Below are 18,348 nucleotides of genomic sequence, written 5' to 3'. Positions count from 1 at the left end.
CAGATCAAAGGACTTTCGAAACACCATGACTGACAACATGATTGCGTGGGAGAAGGACGCCGACGGCGTCGTCGTGCTCACCATGGACGACCCGAACCAGGGCGCCAACACCATGAACGACCTCTACATGTCGTCGATGGCGGCCACCGTCGACCGACTCGAGGCCGAGAAGGACGACATCACCGGTGTCATCATCACCTCCGCGAAGAAGACCTTCTTCGCCGGTGGCGACCTCAAGGACATGACCGCCGAGCGCACCCAGAGCAAGGAAGAGATCGCCACCGCGATCACCACGCGCACCAACGCCATGAAGAAGGTGCTGCGTCGGCTCGAGACCCTGGGCAAGCCGGTCGTCGCCGCCGTCAACGGTGCCGCCCTCGGCGGTGGCCTGGAGATCGCGCTGCACACCCACTACCGCGTCGTCGCCGACGTGAAGGGTGCCGTCGTGGGCCTGCCCGAGGTCACCCTCGGCCTGCTGCCCGGTGGCGGCGGCGTGGTCCGTACCGTGCGTCTGCTCGGCATCCAGAACGCGCTGATGGGTGTCCTGCTGCAGGGCCCGCGCCTGAACCCGACCAAGGCCAAGGAGATCGGCCTGGTCAACGAGGTCGTCGCCTCGATCGACGACCTGGTCCCGGCCGCCAAGGCCTGGATCGCCGCCAACCCGGAGGCGCAGCAGCCCTTCGACGTCAAGGGATACAAGATCCCCGGTGGCGACCCCAAGAACCCGAAGTTCGCCGCCAACCTGCCCGCGCTGCCCGCACTGCTGCGCAAGCAGATCAAGGGCGCCAACATGCCGGCCCCGCGCAACATCCTCGCCGCGGCCGTCGAGGGCGCCTACGTCGACGTCGACACCGCCGACATCATCGAGACCCGCTACTTCGTGGATCTCGTGACCGGTCAGGTCGCGCAGAACATGATCAAGGCGTTCTTCTTCGATCTGCAGCACATCAACAACGGTGGTTCGCGGCCCGAGGGCTACCCGAAGTACACCGCCAAGAAGGTCGGCGTCATCGGCGCCGGCATGATGGGTGCGGCCATCGCCTACGTCTCGGCCAAGGCCGGTATCGAGGTGGTCCTCAAGGACATCGACATCGAGGCCGCCAAGCGGGGCAAGGGTTACGCCGAGAGCCTCGAGGCCAAGGCGCTCTCGCGCGGTAAGACCACGCAGGAGCGCTCCGACGCGCTGCTCGCCCGGATCACCCCGACCGTCGACCCGGCCGACTTCGCGGGCGTCGACCTCGTCATCGAGGCCGCGTTCGAGTCGGTCGAGGTGAAGAACAAGGTGTTCCAGGAGATCGAGGACATCGTCGAGCCCGACGCCATCCTCGGCTCCAACACCTCGACGCTGCCGATCACGATCCTCGCCCAGGGCGTCAAGCGCCAGGAGGACTTCATCGGCATCCACTTCTTCTCGCCGGTCGACAAGATGCCGCTGGTCGAGATCATCCGCGGTGAGAAGACCTCGGATGCGGTGCTGGCCAAGGTCATCGACTACACCCTGCAGATCCGCAAGACCCCGATCGTCGTCAACGACAGCCGCGGGTTCTTCACCAGCCGTGTGATCGGTACCTTCATCAACGAGGCCATCGCGGCCGTCGCCGAGGGCGTCGAGCCGGCCCTGATCGAGCATGCCGGCACCCAGGCCGGTTACCCGGCCGCACCGCTGCAGCTGAGCGACGAGCTGAACCTCGTCCTGATGCAGAAGATCCGACTGTCGGGTCAGGAGGCCGCCAAGGCCGAGGGCAAGGAATTCCCGCACCACGGGTCGTTCGACGTCATCGACTACCTCGTGGAGCAGGGTCGCCCGGGCAAGAAGGACGGCGCCGGCTTCTACGAGTACGACGAGAGCGGCAAGCGTGTCCAGCTGTGGCCGGGCCTGCGGGAGAAGTTCAACTCCGGCAGCGGTTCGGCCACCCTCGAGGACCTCAAGGAGCGCATGCTCTTCGCGGAGGCCGTCGAGACCGCTCGCTGTATCGAGGAAGGCGTCATCACCTCGGTGCCCGACGCCAACATCGGCTCGATCTTCGGCATCGGCTTCCCGGCGTGGACCGGTGGCGTCGTCCAGTACATGAACCAGTACGAGGGCGGCCTGCAGGGCTTTGTCGACCGCGCCCGCGAGCTGGAGGCCAAGTACGGCGCCCAGTTCACCCCGCCGGCCTCGCTGGTGGAGAAGGCCGCCAAGGGCGAGAAGTACTGATCTCGTTCTCGGACTGCTGAACTGACGCGCAGGGCCCCGACCGGATCTCCGGTCGGGGCCTTGTTGCTGTTCGGTTGCCGCGTACTCGATGTGTTCCCGCCCATCGGAGCCGACAAGCGGGAAGTGAACGAGTACGCCGGAACCCGGTCAGCGGGTGCCGTCGGACGTGGCGGGCCGGCCGGCCGCAGCGTCGGCATCACCGATGGCGAGAACCACCTTGGCGCCGTACGGCGCCTCCTGCACCAGCCGCAGCCGTGCGAGTGCCGGGTGCGCGTCGAGCAGTCGTCCGGCGTTGGCCAGTGCACGCAGGGCGGCGGTCTCGGCGCGGGCCTTCTCCAGACGGGCCTGCCCCTGCATCGTGGCGGTGATCAGTTCGAGTGCCGCCGAACGGATCTCGGACGGCACGATCACGTCCTTGAGGAACACCGCCTCGACGTCGATACCCATGGTGGCACCCGTGGTGCGGGCGGCCTGCAGGATCGAGTCGGCGTCGACGCTCTGGTCGCGGGCGAGCAGCTGCTCGACGGTCGACGACGCGCAGGCATCCCGGAGGGCGACCTGGGCGGCGAGATAGACCGCCGACCAGGGGTCGGCCGTGGTCTCGGTGTACGCCACCGCGTCGGTGACCCGTGCCCGCAGTGCCATGGTGACCCGGACCGAGACGGTATCTGCGGTCAGGACCTCCTGCGGCGCAACGGGAACGATGTGCGTACGGAGGTCGACGTCGACATACGATGCGGTGCGCCGAACGCGGTGACGGCCGGGGGTCAGCGTGCGCGACAGGCGTCCGCCACGGTATTCGAGGACCGTGTGACCGGGCTCGATCTCCTGGTGGGAGAACAGCTTCCGCTTGGGCTGGAGTGCGAAGGCGAAGGACATGGCGAACCTCCTTCCGTGTGCGCCGCGCATGTCGATGTTCGATTGTGGGTTCCACGTGGAACGCGACGGCATGCGACACCGCCCGCGGGCGGGTGTACCGGTGGGGACACGCGCGGGACGAACCGGACGCGCGCCACAGGACCGATGCCACCCGGAACCCCGGGGGCGGTGCCAGGATGGAGGAGTCGAACCCCGGGCCGTGCCGGCCGTTGCCATGTGGAGACACGAGAGTGTCACGCGCAGAACATGATCGGCGGTACCCCGCGACCGGCTGCTTCCCTCGTGTGGATATGACTCTGGCAGATCCGACGACCCGGGCGCAATCGATTAAACGTGTGTCGGTCGGCGGGCGAGGAAGGCCGCGACCGCGGACTCGAAGGCCTCCTTGGCCTCGATCATCACCCAGTGCCCGCAGTTGGGGAAGATGTGCAGCTCGGCCTGCGGGATCAGCCGCATCGGGACCATCGCCATGTCCGGCGGGCTCACCCTGTCGTCACGACCCCAGGTGAGCAGTGTCGGGCACGAGATCTTGTGCATCATCGACCAGTACGGCGGGATGTCGGAGTCGGCCATGAACTTCTGTTGCATCGCAAAGGATGCCGACCCGTACATCATCCTGCCGGTCTGCAGGGCGTCGGGATGCATCGCGGCCTCCCAGCGTTCCTCGATCAGCTCGTCGGTGACCAGTGCCGGGTCGTAGACCATGCCGCGCAGCCAGCGGATCAGTTTGTCGCGGTCGGGGTCGTCGGCGAACTCCTGCAGCAACCGCAGTCCTTCGGAGGGGCTCGGGGAGAAGATGTTGGGCCCCACCCCGCCGATGGTCACCAGCTTCTCGACGCGGTCGGGCTTCTTGATCGCCAGGTTGACACCGACGACGCCGCCCATCGAGTTGCCGATCATCGGCGCCGAGTCGATGCCGAGGGCGTCCATGAACGCGATCACCGACTTGCCCGCGGTCAGTACGGGCATGCCCTCCCAGGCGTCGCTGACGCCGAATCCCGGGAACTCGACGATGTAGCAGTGGTGGGTCTCGGCGAAGAATCCCAGGTTGCCGCGATAGTTGCGCCAGCCGTTGACGCCCGGCCCGGACCCGTGCAGCAACAGCAGCGTCGGGGCGTCGGGGCTACCGGCCTCGTGGTAGCGCAGCACGCCCTTGTCGGTGGTCAGTTCGCGTCTGGTCGCGTCATAGGTGACATCCACCCCATCAGACTAGAACGTGTTCTCGTTCGTTGTCACCGGGTCGCCGCGCGTCGACCCTCGACGTCTCGGCTGTCCCGCCCTGTCCGGTTGGTCAGTAATGCGTCGAAAGACTGGCCAACGGCTGTCCGGATTGCGACGATCACCCAATGGGCTGAGAATATGCTCATATGTTCAACTGAACAGACTTTAGAGGTGGTAAATGAAGCGGCGCGCAATGCTCGCGATGGCCGGAGCGGTGGCGATGCTCGCGGCCGCCTGTTCCGGCTCGACGGACGAGCAGGACGATCGGCTGGTCCTGGCCACCGGGTACGAGCTGGGTGACTACAACCCGATGATGGGCTACGGGCAACTCGGTGTCTCCCCGATCTACGAGGGATTGCTGCAGCCGCAGGCCGCCGACGACTCCGTCGTCCCGGACCTGGTCCCGGCGCTCGCCGCGGCGGCACCCGCCCGGATCGCAGACACCAACACCTGGCGTATCCCGTTGCGGGAGAACATCTCCTTCTCCGACGGAACCGCCTTCGACAGCGCCGACGTCGTGGCCACCTACCGGGCGGTGCGCAACCCGGCCGTCGCGTCGGAGATCTCCACCGATGTCGCACCGATCACCGAGATCACCGCGGACGGGCCGAACGCGGTGCTGGTGAAGCTCGACACCGCAGCCGACCCGTCGCCGTACCTGCTGCTGGGCATCGTCCCGTCCGAGCGGGTGCAGGACGCGCCGGCCGCCGAGTGGAAGCTCAACACCGAGCCTGTCGGCACCGGCCCGTACCGCCTGGACTCCCTGCAGCCCGACCAGGCGGTCCTGGTCGCCCGCGACGACTACTGGGGCCGCGCGCCGCAACTGCGCCGCGTCGTCTACAGCTACGTCCCCGACGACAACACCCGTGCCCAGCGGATCGCCGCCGGCGAGGTCGACGGCACCAACCTCCCACCGCGACTGGCGAACACGCTCCACGGCCGGGACGGTGCACAGGTGGTGGCCGTGCGCTCGGCCGACTGGCGCGGCGTGTCGCTGCCGGCCGGCAACGCCTTCACCGCCGACGTGCAGGCGCGACTGGCGATGAACCTCGGTGTGGACCGGCAAGCGCTGGTCACCGACGTCCTCGCCGGCCGGGGGGAACCGTCGTCGACGCCGATCGCACCGGTGTACGGCGAGGCCTACTACGCCGCAACACAATTCGGATACGACCGGGCTGCGGCGGAGGCCGTCCTGGAGCGTGCCGGATGGGTGGCCGGTGGTGACGGAATCCGCGCCAAGGGCACCGATCGCGCGTCGTTCACGCTGCTCTACAACGCCCAGGACACCCTCCGCCGCGATCTGTCGGTGGCCTTCGCCGCGGCGATGAAGCCACTCGGTGTCGAGGTCACCCCGCGCGGCACCAGCTGGGACGATATCGACACCCGACTCGGCACCGACGCAGTGCTCCTCGGCGGCGGCTCCACCCCGTACAGCATCGACTCGCAGGTGTACGACACCCTGCACACGCGCGTGCCGGACTCGTCGCCGTACTCGAACCCGGGGAACTTCACCGCACCCGGACTCGACGCACTGCTCGACGCCGCCCGGATGAGCGCGCCGTCACCGGAGAACACCGAACGGTACCGACAGATCCAGCGGGTCTACGCCCAGGCGCCGTCGTCGGTGTTCCTGACCTTCCTGCACCACACCTATGTCTCCCGGCCCGGCGCATGGACACACGACGCGCCGATCCTCGAACCCCACTCCCACGGGGTCACGTGGGGGCCGTGGTGGAACCTGCCGTCGTGGACCGAGGGTGGCCGGTGATGACCGCCACCGTTTCCGCCGACTCGACGTCGGACCCGAAGGTCGCTGCACGACATCAGGGTTCCGATGAGGTGATCGGTCCAGGTGTGGCCGGGCGCCGGCGGCCGTCGCGGAACCGGGTGGCGCTGCGACTGCTCGCCCGCCGGCTGCTGATCGCGATCCCCACCATCGTGCTGGTGTCGCTGGGTGTGTTCCTGGTGGCGGGGATGTCGCCGTTCGATCCACTGACCGCGCATCTCGGCGACCGCTACCAGTCGGCGACCGAGTCCCAGCGCGAAGCCGTCCGCGAGGCCTACCACCTCGACCAGAGCTGGCCGTCGGCATGGTGGGACTGGTGCCGCAACCTGATACACGGTGATCTCGGCTGGTCGGCGACGCAGTCGCAGCCGGTCGCCGACGTGATCGCCGCACGCATGCCGTTCACCGTCGGTATGTCGCTGGCGGCATTGCTTGCCGCAGCGGTCATCTCGATCATCCTGGGCGCGGTGATCGGCATGCGCCGCGGCGGGAGCGTCGACCGGGTCTGCACCGGTCTCGCGGCGGTCCTGGCCGCGACACCGCCGTTCGTGGTGTCACTGTTGCTGGTGAGCGTGCTCGCGGTGGGGCTCGGGGCGTTCCCGACGTCGGGCGCCCGACGGCCCGGCGACGACTACAGCGTCGACGGCATCCTCACCCACGCCGTGCTCCCGTTCGTCGCCCTGACCGTGTCGATGATCCCCTGGCTGCTGCTGTCCATGCGGGCGGCGGTGATCGATGCCGTCGACTCCGATGCGGTGCGCGGTGCGCGCGCACGCGGGATCGGCGGAATCCGTTTGCTCCGCGGCCATGTCGCGCCGATGTCGGTTCTGCCGACTTTGGCCCTGCTGGGTACACGCCTGCCCGAGCTCATCGCCGGGGCCGCGATCGTCGAGACCGTCTTCGGCTGGCCGGGACTGGCCCAGGCGCTCGTCGATTCGGCTGTGGCCCTGGACTTCCCGCTGCTCGCCTCGCTCGCGGTGGGATCGGCGGTGCTGGTGCTGATCGGCTCGGCACTCTCCGACGCCGCAGCCGTCTGGATCGACCCGCGGATCGGGCTGACCGCATGACCGCCGGGAACCTCACCGGAGGTGCAGACGTCCGGACGCGGACAACCGGCCGTGCACAGGCCGTCCGGGATGCCGCCGGTCGGCTGTGGCGACACGGGCCCTGGGTGGTCCTGGCGCTGGTGGCGGCCTTCGCCGTACTCGTCCCGGTGCTCGCCGGTGACCAGTCCGCCGACTTCGCCGGCGCCCTGCGCGCACCGGGCGACGGAACATGGCTGGGTACAGATCATTCCGGCTACGACCTCGGTGTCCGAACCGCAGAGGGGCTCCGCATCTCCCTGCTCATCGCAGCACTGTGCGCGGTGATCTCCACGGTCCTCGGCCTGGTGGTGGGAATCGGTGCGGTCACCATCGGCGGATGGTTCGACGCCGTCGTGATGCGCGTCGTCGACGGGGTCAATGCGTTGCCCCACCTGGTGGTGGGCGTGGTGATCGCCGCGATGTGGCGTGGTGACCCGGTGGCGATCATCGCCTCGATCGCGCTGACCCACTGGCCGTCGGTGGCCCGCGTGGTGCGTGCCGAACTGCTCGACAACGCGCACGCCGGGTGGATCGAGTCGGCCCGGCTGGCCGGAGCGTCCCGCTGGTTCGTCGCGCGTCGGCACCTGCTGCCGGCGGTCACCGGACAGGCGTTGGTGGCCATGATCATCCTGCTGCCGCATGCGGTGTGGCACGAGACCACGCTCTCGTTCCTCGGTGTGGGACTCTCCCCGGACGCGGCCAGCCTCGGCACACTGCTGGGACAGGCCCGCGGTGACGTCCTGACCGGTGCCTGGTGGACGCTGGTCGTCCCCGGACTGGCGTTGATCATCGCCGCCCTGGCGTGTACCGCCGCGGGATCGGCGTTGCGCCGCGACCATCGTCCGCCGAGCGGGGAGGTGTGGTGATGCCGGAGTCGATCACGCAGGTGAGGGGTCTGACCGTCGACATCGCCGGCCGTCGCGATCGCCGCGCCGCCGCGGTGCGTGTGCTCGACGATGTCGACCTCACCCTGACCGCCGGGGACGTCACCGCGCTCATCGGCGAATCCGGTTGCGGCAAATCGATGCTCGCCGCCGCACTGACCGGACTGCTCCCGCCGGGATCACGGGTCACCGGCACGGTGACCGTCGCGGGGGAGACCCTCACCGTGGACGACCCGCGCTGGCGCCGGTTGCGCGGCAAGCACATCGGGTTGGTCCCGCAGTCGCCGATGACATCGTTCACCCCGGTCCGCACCCTCGGCGGTCAACTGTCCGAGGTCGTCGGTGTGCTGGGCGGTTCGCGCACGCCCGCCGAACTGTGTGCCGACGTCGAACTCCCGGTCGACGCACTCGACTGTTACCCGCACGAGCTGTCCGGCGGAATGGCCCAACGGGCGGCGGTCGCCGCAGCGATCGTCGCCGAACCGGCCGTGATCATCGCCGACGAACCCACCTCGGCGCTCGACCCGGAACGGGCGCAGGCGATCTGGACGCTACTCGGAGGTCTGGCCGACCGCGGTGCGGCGGTCCTGGTGATCACCCACGACGTGGACGCGTTGATCGAGGCCCGTGTGTGCCGGTCGATCGCAGTGATGCGGGCCGGGCGGATCGTGGCCGAACAGGATCTCGAGACGTGCACCACGCATCCCGACCAGTACGTCGCCGCCTTCTTCACGCCGATCCGATGAGACGGAGTATCCCCATGCCGCACAGGCGGACCGCCACCAACGCGACAGTGCTGGACTCCCTGGCGCCCGATTCCCCTGCACTCGTCGCCGAGCGGCTGCACCTGACCTTCGACGGGCACACAGTTCTCGACGACGTCGACCTCACCGCCCGTTCCGGCTTGATGACCGGCGTGACCGGGCCCTCGGGAACCGGGAAGACGACGCTGCTTCGGGTACTCGCGGGTCTGTTACCGGCCGATGAGGGCATCGTCCGATACGGCGGTCGCCACAAAGCGGAACCGGGTGCGATCGGCATGCTCGCCCAGCACCCGCGGCTCGTCACCAATCCGAGGTGGACGCTGCGCCGCATCGTCGCCGAACCGGCTGTGATCGCCGGACGTGAGGTCGATGTCGACGATGTCGCCGATCGCATCGGTCTGGAACCCTTTCTACTGGAACGGTTTCCGGCACAGGTGAGTGATGGCCAGCTGCAACGGGCGTGCGTTGGGCGTCTGCTCGTGCAGGGCCCGAACATCGTGCTCGCCGACGAACCCACCTCGATGCTCGACCCGGTGGCAGCCCGGTCGGTGATCGCACTCCTCCAGGAGATCGTCGACGATGGAGCGGCGCTGGTCCTCGTCAGCCATCATCGAGGGCTGGTCGAGTCGCGGTGTGCGGAGATCGTCGAGCTGGGGAGCAGGTGAGCCGTCTTGTCAACTGGCAATTGGCAGTTGGTGGTCGAGCAGACGAGGAGCGTGGCGACGAGGCGTGTCGGACTCGCCGCCGGCCGGATTCGGGTGGTGACCGGCTGGTGGCGGATGCCGTCGTGCTCGACCGGCATGGGTGCGGCAATGGATTCCACCGTCGGGGCAGTCAGACCGAACCCATCGCCGCGGCGTCCTCTTGCCCGAACTTCTCCTCGAGCTCGGCGGGGGAGTAGTCCAGGTCGATCTCGGCGACGTCGCGGCCCCGCGCGGATTCGATGGCACCGAGTCGACGCTGCGCGCGGTCGGCGGCATAGGCGACGAACTCGTCGTTGTCGAGGCCGAACGGCTGCTCGTCGAACTGGTCGTCGACCCAGTTGATCAAGCCGACGGCGAGGGGCAACAGTTCGCCCATCCGGTCGGTGATCACGGTCCACAGCGAGTCGTCGGCAGCCACGTGCCGACGGCAGGTGAACGTACCCCACGCCATGTGGCGGCGCTCGTCGTCGCCGATCAATCGGATCAGGTTGCGCATGCCGGGGAAGATCTCGTACTCGGTGCAGACCTTGTGCCACGCGTGGTATCCGGTGAGCGCCAACGAACCCTCGACGACGTGGTTGTAGGTCACGCTGGCGCGCACCTGATTTCGCGGTGACGGGTCGGCGTGCAGTGCCTGCAACGCCTGCGGCAGCTCGTGGTAGAACAACTGCCGGTAGTAGGGGTTCTCGGCGACATACGGATTGAGGTCGGCGGTCAGACCCACCGCATCCATCCACAATCGGAACACCTGGGTGTGTTTGGCCTCCTCGAAGCAGAACTGACTCAGGTACATCTCGTCGCCGAAACGCCCCTCCGCCGCCATCGCGTCCATGAAGGGGCGGATGTCGGCGGTGACGGCCTCCTCACCGGCGACGAACTCGGACACCAGGAAGGTGGCGCTGCGCCGCTGATCGTCGGTGATCTCCCGCCAGTCCTCGGTGTCGGCGCCGAAGTCGATCGCCGTCGGATCCCAGAAGCGGGCATTGCCCTTGCTGAACAGGCGCAGGGGCAGAGAATTCCAGTTCAGGCCACCACGACGAAGGGAGGTGAAGTCCTCCCGAAGGTCCGCGGTGTGATCGGAGAGGGTCATCGGACACCAGATTTCACGTCAATACGGGCTGTGGTGCCGACGCTAGCCCTCTTCGTCGACGCGGGCCGCGGATTCGGCCGAACCGGTTGCGGGACAAGGTGTCTGAGCGGACTCGTCATGAGGCGGCTCGGCACGGGCGAGGGCACTCGGCCACCAGATCCGGCGCCCGATGTCCAGCGACAGCGCGGGGACGAGCAGCGTCCGGACGATCAGCGCGTCCACGAGCACACCGAACGCCACCAAGAAGGCGACCTGCGCCAAGAACAGCAGCGGGATCACCGCCAACGATGCGAAGGTGGCGGCGAGAACGACACCCGCCGAGGTGATCACACCTCCGGTGGAGGTGAGTCCGGTGATCACCCCCGCCCGGGTGCCGTGCCGTATCGATTCCTCGCGCACCCGGGTCATCAGGAAGATGTTGTAGTCGATCCCGAGTGCCACCAGGAACACGAAGGCGAACAACGGGACCGTCGGGTCTGCCCCGGGGAACCCGAACGGGCCGTTGAACAGCAGGGCGGCGACCCCCAGCGTGGTCGCGAACGACAGCACCGTGGTGGCCAGCAACAGCAGGGGGGCGACGAGACTGCGCAGCAGCAGGATCAGCACGGCGAGCACCACCAACAGCACCACCGGGATGATCCGATTACGGTCGGAGATCGCGGTGGTCCGGGTGTCGAGGTCGACCGCGGTGGTGCCGCCGACGTCGGCGTCGGCACCGGGGACGGCGTGGACCCGGGTGCGGATCTCCTCGACCGTGTCCTGCGCGGCCAGCGACTCGGCGTTGTCGGCGAGTGTCACCTGCACCGCGACCCGACCGTCCCGGATGACTGGGGAACCGTTCTCGCCGAGCACCGACACCCGTGCGACGCCGTCGACCGACTCGGTCACCGCGACCACCTGATCGGCGGTGCCGGCGCTGGTCAGAATCCAGGTGGGGCTGCCACCCCCGGCGTCGAAGTGTTGCGCCTGGATCTCGGCACCGGCAACCGAGTCGACGTCGCCGAGGAAGAAGTCGGTCTGGGCGATGCCGTCGGACCGGAAGGTGGGCGCGAACGCCGCGCCGACGATCAACACGATCAGTGTGCCGACCCAGACGGCGCGCGGACGGGCCGCGACCCACTCGGCGATGGCATGCCAGAAGCGGTGCGCGGGTTCACCCGTGCTGCGGTGTGGCCGAAGCGGCCAGAACGCCGAGCGTCCCAGTAGGGCGAGTGCGGCGGGTAGGAAGGTCATCGACGCCAGGAACGATGCGACGATGCCGAGCGCGGCGATCGGGCCCAGACTGCTGTTGGAGTTGAGGTCGCTGAGCAGCAGACACAGAACACCGGCGATCACCGTGCCTGCCGACGCCGCGATCGGTTCGATCGTGGCGCGCCAGGCTCGCGTGATCGCCTCGACCCGGTCGTCGGTGCGGGTCAGTTCCTCGCGGAACCGTGAGACCAGCAGCAGGGCATAGTCGGTGGCGGCGCCGAACACCAGGATGAACAGGATGCCCTGGCTCTGTCCGTTCAGCTCGAGCAACCCGGCGCGGGTGAGCGCATACACCACCCCGCACGCCAGGGCGAGGGCGAACACCGCGGAGATGATCACCACGAACGGCAGGATCGGGCTGCGGTAGACGACGATCAGGATGGCGATCACCACCAGGCCTGCGACCAGCAGCAGGATGCCGTCGATCCCGGCGAAGGCCTCACCGAGATCGGCGATCTGTCCGGCCGCCCCGGTGACCAGGACCGTCAGACCGTCGGGTGCGCCGGCGAGCGCGTCGCGCAGGGCCTCCACCGCGTCACCCGGGTCGGCGTCGGCGGTCGAGATCGGGATGAACACCTGGAGCGCCTGGCCGTCGGCGGACGGGATCGGCGGTGAGACGGCCGTACCGAAACCGTCGGTACCGGCGACGCGGGCGGTGGCATCGGTGACGAAGGCGCGGTCGGCCGGGGTGATGCCGGATGTCCGCTGCGCGATCACGATCGCGGGGACCTCGTCGGTGTTCTGGAAGGCGGCGAGTTCCTCACCGGCGCGGGTGGACTCGGCCGACGCGGGGAGGAATGCACTGTTGTCGGAGGTGGCGACCGAGGAGAGTTTGCCGGCGAACGGCCCGGTCAGTCCACCGATCGCGACCCACAGCAGGATCAGCAGTGCGGGCAACAACCACCGGAGGGTGCGAACCCGGCCGCCGGAGGCGTTCGGGTTCGCGGACGCGGACGCGGGCTCGGCCATGGCCCCCATCCTCGCATAGGCGCGTCGATGCCCTGCCGCGCACCGAATCGGTCATTCTCGTGCGCCCAGATGCATACATGTCCGACGATGTGATCCGGGGCACAGACTGTGCCGGAAAGGTGTGGGGTGCGTGAAGACCAAGGGAGCAATTCTACGGGAGCCCGGACAGCCGTGGCAGATCGAGGAGATCGAGGTCGGCGATCCCGCCGCCGGTGAGGTCCAGGTGCGGCTGGCGGCATCGGGGCTGTGTCACTCCGATCATCACCTGCGCACCGGCGACAGTCCCATCCCGATGCCGGTGCTCGGCGGCCACGAGGGTGCCGGGGTGGTGACCAAGGTCGGTCCCGGCGTCACCAGGCTCGCCGAGGGCGATCACGTCGTCACGGCCTTCATCCCGGCCTGTGGTGTGTGCGAACCGTGTTCGCAGGGACGTCAGAACATCTGCGACGAGGGTGCCCGGCTGCTGAGCGGACTGTCGATCTCCGACAGCACCCACCGAGTCCACACCGCCGACGGCACCCCGGTCACCCAGATGTGCCTGCTCGGGACATTCGCGCCCTACATCACCGTCAGTGAGGCGTCGGTGGTCAAGATCGAGGACGACATCCCGCTGCGCGAGGCGGCGCTGCTCGGTTGCGGTGTCGCCACCGGCTGGGGATCGGCGGTGGAGATCGGCGACACGCACACCGGCGACACCGTGGTGGTGATCGGTATCGGCGGCGTCGGCATCAACTCCGTGCAGGGTGCCGCAGCGGCCGGTGCACGATTCGTGATCGCGATCGACCCGGTCGAGTTCAAGCGGCAGATGGCCGAGAAGATGGGCGCGACGCACACATTCGCCTCGATCGAGGAGGCGGCACCGGTGATCGGGGAGATCACCTGGGGAAAGATGGCCAACACCACGGTCATCACCGTCGGCGAGATCTTCGGCGACATCATCGCCCCGGCACTGGGAATCACCGGGAAGGGCGGTCAGGTGGTCGTGGTGGGCATGGGCAACTTCGCCGCCGAGGACGTCAAACTCAACCTCTTCGAGCTGACGCTGCTGCAGAAGCGGGTGCAGGGGGCGATCTTCGGCGGTACCGGACCCCGTACCCAGATTCCGAACCTGTTGCGCGAGTACCGTTCCGGATCGCTGAACCTCACCGATCTGATCACCACGACCTACCGTCTGGACCAGATCAACGAGGGCTACGACGACATGCTGTCGGGGAAGAACATCCGTGGCGTGATCGAGTACACCGACGCGGACTACTGATCGGTCGCACACCTCCCGGTGGTTGCGCCGGCGAGGTCGGGTTGCGGGGGTTTCGACTCGACTTGTCGCTACGCTCCTCGTCGGCTCAACCATCGGAGGGGGCGATTTGTCGTGCGTTTCTTGTGGGTTCGGCCGTTGTGAGTCCGCTGATGATTGAGCCGGGACCGAGCCCGAAAAGGGCGAGGACCCGAGTCGAAATCGGGTGAGTTGGATGTGTCCGTGACTGTTTCGGAGGTGGTGGTGTCGGGAGGTCGGCCGGCGGGGGTTTCGACTCGACTTGTCGCTACGCTCCTCGTCGGCTCAACCACCGTGGGGGCGACTTGTCGCTGCGCTCCTCGTCGGCTCAACTCAACCACCGTGGGGGCGACTTGTCGCTGCAGCTCCTCGTCGGCTCAACTCAACCACCGTGGGGGCGACTTGTCGCTGCAGCTCCTCGTCGGCTCAACCATCGTGGGGGCGAGTCGTCGCTGCGCTCCTCGTCGGCTCAACTCAACCATCGTGGGGGCGACCCGTCGTGGGGGGCGACGTCGCTCCGCTCGGCTCGACCATCGTGTCCGGCACTCGCGCAATGCCTTTCAGTTGTCTTCCTGCTTGCGCTTGTAGTTCACGAGCAGCGTCACCAGGCGCAGCCCCAGGCCGATCAGCACGACGGTGCTGACCATCTGGATCGACACCATCGCCCGGGCCCCCTGGGAGGCCGGGGTGATGTCACCGAACCCGGTGGTGGTGAAGACCGTGAGACTGAAGTACAACGCGTCGTTCCGGGTCAGTCGCTCGGACATGCTGCCCGGGGAATACTCGGAGAACAGGTAGTACGTGGTGGCGAACGAGATGATGTACAGGCTCGCCACCGCCACCATCATCTCGAGTGCGGTGGCCACCGGGCGGTGCGAGCGCATGAAGTGCCGGATCTCCCAACCGCAGAACGCGATGAGAAGACCAGCGCCGACCAAGAATCCGATCCCCTTGTATCCGCTGTCGGCGTTGATCGGCAGCAGGAAGTAGCCGACCAGGAGGATCAGCCCGGCCAGGATCGGGCGCAGGAGTGCCACCGCGACCTGGCCGGGAGTGACCTGCATGCCGTCGAACTGCGGCGGCTCCTCGGCGCTACCAGATCCGAACACGGTCGGCGTCCGGGAGGAACAGGTCGTCACCCTCGGAGACGTCGAACGCGTCGTAGAATGCGTCGATGTTGCGGATCACGCCGTTGCACCGGAACTCGGGCGGCGAGTGCGGATCGATCGACAGGCGCCGGATCGCTTCGGCCTCACGGGTTTTGGTGCGCCAGATCTGAGCCCACGAGAAGAACACCCGCTGTACCCCGGTGAGTCCGTCGATCACCGGGGTCTCGGTGCCGCGGGTCGCCAGGCGATAGGCGACCAGGGCGATCGACAGGCCGCCGAGGTCGCCGATGTTCTCGCCGATCGTGAACTCGCCGTTGACCTTCTGGTCGGCATCCAGGCCGGCCGGGGTGAACTCGTTGTACTGCTCGATGAGTTTGCGTGTGCGGGCGGAGAACTCGGCCCGGTCGGAATCGCTCCACCAGTCGACCAGATTGCCATCGCCGTCGTACTTGGCACCCTGGTCGTCGAAGCCGTGCCCGATCTCGTGGCCGATGACCGCCCCGATGCCGCCGTAATTGGCGGCGTCGTCGGCCTCGGGATCGAAGAACGGCGGCTGCAGGATGGCCGCGGGGAAGACGATCTCGTTCATCCCGGGGTTGTAGTAGGCGTTCACTGTCTGCGGGGTCATGAACCACTCGTCACGGTCCACCGGGGCGCCGATCTTGGCGAACTCGCGGTCCTGTTCGAACGACGATGCGCGGGCGACGTTGCCGATCAGGTCGCCGCGATCGACCGTCAGCGCACCGTAGTCACGCCAGCGGGCCGGATAGCCGATCTTCGGGGTGAACTTGTCGAGCTTGGCCAGCGCCTTCTCTCGGGTGACCGGGCTCATCCACACCAGGTCGGTGATGTTGCGGCGGTAGGCCTCGACCAGGTTGGCGATCAGCTCGTCCATCCGGGCTTTGGCCTCTGGTGGGAAGTGCTTGTCCACGTAGAGCTTGCCCACCGCGAATCCGGCGGCGTCCTCGACGAAGCCGACGCCGCGCTTCCAGCGTTCGCGGATGGTCTCCGCGCCGGTGAGGGTGCGCCCGTAGAAGTCGAAGTTCTCGTCGACGAAGGCCGCGGACAGATACGGTGCGGCGGTACGCAGCAGCCGCCAGGTCAACCAGGTCTTCCAGTCCTCGAGCGGGGACGATGCGATCAGCGAACTCGCGCCGGTGACGAATGACGGTTGTCCCACGACGGTCTCGGCGAAGGTGGCCTCCCCGGCGGTGCCGAGCCCCCCGAACCATGCGGTGAGATCGAAACCCTCTGCAGTGGAGGCGAACTCGTCCAAGCCGAGAAGGTTGTAGGTCAGCTCCGCATCGCGGCGTCGCACCACGTCCCAGTGGTGTGACGCGATCGCGGTCTCGAGGTCGAGCACGGTCTGTGCATGCGCGTCGGCGTCGTCGGCTCCGGCGAGGGCGAACATCTTGCCGATGTGGGCGAGATACCCCTCACGGATGGCGGCGTGCTTGTCCTCCCGGTAGTACGACTCGTCGGGCAGGCCGAGCCCGGACTGCACGACGTGCACCAGGTAGCGGTCGGACTGTTTGGCGTCGGTGTCGACGTAGAACCCGAACAAGCCGCCGACGCCGCGGCGCTGCAGCCGGCCGATCTGGGCGGCGAGACCGGTGGTGTCGGTGATCGCGGCGATCCGGTCCAGCTCACCCTGGACGGGGCCGAGGCCGAGCGCCTCGATGTGGTCGGTGTCCATGAACGAGCCGTAGAGGTCACCGATCTTGGCCGCGTCGGTGCCGCTGTCGGGGTTGGCTTCCGAACAGGCGATGATCAGGTCGCGGACGTTCTCCTCGGCGCGGTCGCGCAGGACGTGGAAGGCGCCGTCCACCGACCGGTCGTCGGGGATCTCATGGGTCGCCAGCCACTTGCCGTTGACGTGTGAGAACAGGTCGTCCTGGATGCGGACGGAGTCGTCGACCCAGTCGAGGTCGAGACCCGAGATCACGGTGGCGGTCGGGGCAGGGGTCTTCGAGGCAGTCACGCCGTCCATCCTGTCACCGTCGGGCGGATACGTCAGCCACGTCGGGTGAGCGGGGGCGCCGCTAGAACTCGCCCAGTGCGCGATCCATCGCCCAGATCAGCACCTCGGCGTCGGTCTCGGCCGTCATGTCCTCGCCGCCGGTGTCACGCCCACGGGCCGCGTCGCCGGGTCCGAGTGTGAACTGTTCTCCCGCGGCGTCGTCCACGGCGAGCTCCCCGCGGACGACGAAGACATGGGTGAAGCGCGCGGCCGGGAGGGTCAGATGTCGGCCGGCCGGGGGACGGGCGGCGTAGAGGGTGGCGCCGCGGTTGGCGATCGTGATGGCCGCCCTGTGTGCGGGATCGCCGGAGGCCACGGCGACCAGCCCGCCGGACGCCAGCTCCGCGGAGATGTCCTGCTGGGCATAGGACGGGTCGGTGCCGTGCGTGTCGGGCATGATCCACATCTGCACGTAGTGCGCGGTCCCGGTGCCCGAACCGGGCAGGTCAGGCCACGGATCGTTGCGCTCGGAATGATCCACGCCGTGGCCCGCGCTCATGCGCTGCGCCAGTCCCGGGTACACCACGCCGGCATTTCCGGCGGAATCTCGATGGACCAGGGAACCCGAGGTGACCCACGTGACGATCTCGGATTCCTGGTGATGGTGTGCATCGAACCCGCATCCAGGTGGCAGATTCTCCTCATTCGACGCGATCAATGCCCCATGATGGGTGTTATCCGGATCATAGTGATCGCCGAAGGAGAAACTATGACGGGAGGAGAGCCAGTCGGTCTGCGTCAGGCTCCTGTCGCCGGCCCGGAGCACGGAAAAACCCATGACCCATTATGGCCATCGGGTGAGCCGGACCATTCGGGCCGGCACCGGCGCCACACCGGAGGTGACGAGGCCGCCGCGACCGCTTCCCGCGGCCCGGCTCGGCCTCAGGACGCGGCGCCTGTGACGACCACCCCGACCGCGACCACCCCGACCGCGACCACCCCGACCGCGACCACTCAGGCCCCGGCCACCCCCACCGCGGTCTGCGGGGCCGCGGGCATTCAAGCCGCGGCCTGCGAGACCTCGACTCTCGAGGCTGCGACTTCCTGGGCTGCGGCAAAACCCCAGGTCGCCGCGAAATCCGAGGGCGAAATCACCCGATCCCGCCGAAAGCCCGG

The 18,348-nt window shown here is 68.0% G+C and carries 14 protein-coding genes; 7 read left to right on the top strand and 7 right to left on the bottom strand.

Annotated elements, in window-relative coordinates:
* Window positions 1–25: 25 nt before the first annotated feature.
* The gene (locus ACWDUA_RS01045) at window positions 26–2,197 is read left to right on the top strand and encodes a 3-hydroxyacyl-CoA dehydrogenase NAD-binding domain-containing protein (protein ID WP_449749150.1); all 2,172 of its coding nucleotides are present in this window, start codon (window positions 26–28) and stop codon (window positions 2,195–2,197) included.
* A 147-nt stretch (window positions 2,198–2,344) separates the two neighbouring features.
* Here ACWDUA_RS01045 and ACWDUA_RS01040 read toward each other — a convergent pair whose 3' ends face one another.
* On the bottom strand, window positions 2,345–3,076 hold the full coding sequence (locus ACWDUA_RS01040) for a slipin family protein (RefSeq protein ID WP_449749149.1): 732 nt from the start codon (window positions 3,074–3,076) through the stop codon (window positions 2,345–2,347).
* Between the two features lie 327 nt (window positions 3,077–3,403).
* On the bottom strand, window positions 3,404–4,276 hold the full coding sequence (locus ACWDUA_RS01035; protein WP_449749148.1) for an alpha/beta fold hydrolase: 873 nt from the start codon (window positions 4,274–4,276) through the stop codon (window positions 3,404–3,406).
* A 199-nt stretch (window positions 4,277–4,475) separates the two neighbouring features.
* Between ACWDUA_RS01035 and ACWDUA_RS01030 the strand changes: the two genes are divergently transcribed.
* From ACWDUA_RS01030 to ACWDUA_RS01010, 5 genes are read left to right on the top strand one after another with little or no spacing between them, the layout of a single operon-like run.
* Window positions 4,476–6,065 (top strand): ABC transporter substrate-binding protein, encoded by a 1,590-nt coding sequence (locus ACWDUA_RS01030; protein ID WP_449749147.1) that lies wholly within the window; start codon window positions 4,476–4,478, stop codon window positions 6,063–6,065.
* Entirely contained in the window at window positions 6,065–7,150 is a 1,086-nt protein-coding gene (locus ACWDUA_RS01025) for an ABC transporter permease (RefSeq protein ID WP_449749146.1), read from the top strand. The genes ACWDUA_RS01030 and ACWDUA_RS01025 overlap by 1 nt, the downstream gene beginning before the upstream one ends.
* Window positions 7,147–8,034 (top strand): ABC transporter permease, encoded by an 888-nt coding sequence (locus ACWDUA_RS01020; protein WP_449749145.1) that lies wholly within the window; start codon window positions 7,147–7,149, stop codon window positions 8,032–8,034. The genes ACWDUA_RS01025 and ACWDUA_RS01020 overlap by 4 nt, the downstream gene beginning before the upstream one ends.
* Window positions 8,034–8,798 carry an ATP-binding cassette domain-containing protein gene (locus ACWDUA_RS01015; protein ID WP_449749144.1) on the top strand — a complete coding sequence of 255 codons (765 nt, stop codon included), beginning with the start codon at window positions 8,034–8,036 and terminating at the stop codon, window positions 8,796–8,798. Before ACWDUA_RS01020 ends, ACWDUA_RS01015 begins: the two co-directional genes overlap by 1 nt.
* A 14-nt stretch (window positions 8,799–8,812) precedes the next feature.
* Window positions 8,813–9,481: an ABC transporter ATP-binding protein gene (locus ACWDUA_RS01010; protein ID WP_449749143.1), complete on the top strand. Its 669-nt coding sequence runs from the start codon at window positions 8,813–8,815 to the stop codon at window positions 9,479–9,481.
* A 169-nt stretch (window positions 9,482–9,650) separates the two neighbouring features.
* Here ACWDUA_RS01010 and ACWDUA_RS01005 read toward each other — a convergent pair whose 3' ends face one another.
* Window positions 9,651–10,610, bottom strand: coding sequence for a R2-like ligand-binding oxidase (locus ACWDUA_RS01005; RefSeq protein WP_449749142.1), 960 nt, complete (start codon window positions 10,608–10,610; stop codon window positions 9,651–9,653).
* A 42-nt stretch (window positions 10,611–10,652) separates the two neighbouring features.
* The gene (locus ACWDUA_RS01000) at window positions 10,653–12,830 is read right to left on the bottom strand and encodes an MMPL family transporter (RefSeq protein WP_449749141.1); all 2,178 of its coding nucleotides are present in this window, start codon (window positions 12,828–12,830) and stop codon (window positions 10,653–10,655) included.
* Between the two features lie 130 nt (window positions 12,831–12,960).
* Here ACWDUA_RS01000 and ACWDUA_RS00995 point away from each other — a divergent pair, with 130 nt between their 5' ends.
* Window positions 12,961–14,088 (top strand): NDMA-dependent alcohol dehydrogenase, encoded by a 1,128-nt coding sequence (locus ACWDUA_RS00995; protein ID WP_449749140.1) that lies wholly within the window; start codon window positions 12,961–12,963, stop codon window positions 14,086–14,088.
* Between the two features lie 575 nt (window positions 14,089–14,663).
* On the opposite strand, the gene ACWDUA_RS00990 is transcribed toward ACWDUA_RS00995, so the two are convergent.
* The 3 genes from ACWDUA_RS00990 to ACWDUA_RS00980 are packed head-to-tail and all read right to left on the bottom strand — an operon-like array spanning window position 14,664 to window position 18,010.
* Window positions 14,664–15,167: a potassium channel family protein gene (locus tag ACWDUA_RS00990; protein WP_449749383.1), complete on the bottom strand. Its 504-nt coding sequence runs from the start codon at window positions 15,165–15,167 to the stop codon at window positions 14,664–14,666.
* 28 nt (window positions 15,168–15,195) lie between these two features.
* A complete protein-coding gene (locus ACWDUA_RS00985) occupies window positions 15,196–17,202 on the bottom strand; it encodes a M13 family metallopeptidase (RefSeq protein ID WP_449749139.1) in 2,007 nt (668 codons plus the stop codon).
* A gap of 52 nt (window positions 17,203–17,254) precedes the next feature.
* Window positions 17,255–18,010 carry a pirin family protein gene (locus ACWDUA_RS00980; RefSeq protein ID WP_449749138.1) on the bottom strand — a complete coding sequence of 252 codons (756 nt, stop codon included), beginning with the start codon at window positions 18,008–18,010 and terminating at the stop codon, window positions 17,255–17,257.
* Window positions 18,011–18,348: the final 338 nt, after the last annotated feature.

The organism is Gordonia sp. NPDC003376, from assembly GCF_053589235.1.
The sequence above is the reverse complement of the archived record's forward strand: the minus strand, read 5'-3'. Positions and strand labels throughout refer to the sequence as shown.

What these genes read in the sequence shown, in the direction of transcription:
- ACWDUA_RS01045 (WP_449749150.1), top strand. Translation starts at nt 26, where the DNA reads ATGACTGACAACATGATTGCGTGGGAGAAGGACGCCGACGGCGTCGTC.
- ACWDUA_RS01030 (WP_449749147.1), top strand. Translation starts at nt 4,476, where the DNA reads ATGAAGCGGCGCGCAATGCTCGCGATGGCCGGAGCGGTGGCGATGCTC.
- ACWDUA_RS01010 (WP_449749143.1), top strand. Translation starts at nt 8,813, where the DNA reads ATGCCGCACAGGCGGACCGCCACCAACGCGACAGTGCTGGACTCCCTG.
- ACWDUA_RS00980 (WP_449749138.1), bottom strand. Translation starts at nt 18,010, where the DNA reads ATGGGTTTTTCCGTGCTCCGGGCCGGCGACAGGAGCCTGACGCAGACC.
- ACWDUA_RS01000 (WP_449749141.1), bottom strand. Translation starts at nt 12,830, where the DNA reads ATGGCCGAGCCCGCGTCCGCGTCCGCGAACCCGAACGCCTCCGGCGGC.
- ACWDUA_RS01015 (WP_449749144.1), top strand. Translation starts at nt 8,034, where the DNA reads ATGCCGGAGTCGATCACGCAGGTGAGGGGTCTGACCGTCGACATCGCC.
- ACWDUA_RS01005 (WP_449749142.1), bottom strand. Translation starts at nt 10,610, where the DNA reads ATGACCCTCTCCGATCACACCGCGGACCTTCGGGAGGACTTCACCTCC.
- ACWDUA_RS01020 (WP_449749145.1), top strand. Translation starts at nt 7,147, where the DNA reads ATGACCGCCGGGAACCTCACCGGAGGTGCAGACGTCCGGACGCGGACA.
- ACWDUA_RS00985 (WP_449749139.1), bottom strand. Translation starts at nt 17,202, where the DNA reads ATGGACGGCGTGACTGCCTCGAAGACCCCTGCCCCGACCGCCACCGTG.
- ACWDUA_RS01040 (WP_449749149.1), bottom strand. Translation starts at nt 3,076, where the DNA reads ATGTCCTTCGCCTTCGCACTCCAGCCCAAGCGGAAGCTGTTCTCCCAC.
- ACWDUA_RS01025 (WP_449749146.1), top strand. Translation starts at nt 6,065, where the DNA reads ATGACCGCCACCGTTTCCGCCGACTCGACGTCGGACCCGAAGGTCGCT.
- ACWDUA_RS00990 (WP_449749383.1), bottom strand. Translation starts at nt 15,167, where the DNA reads ATGCAGGTCACTCCCGGCCAGGTCGCGGTGGCACTCCTGCGCCCGATC.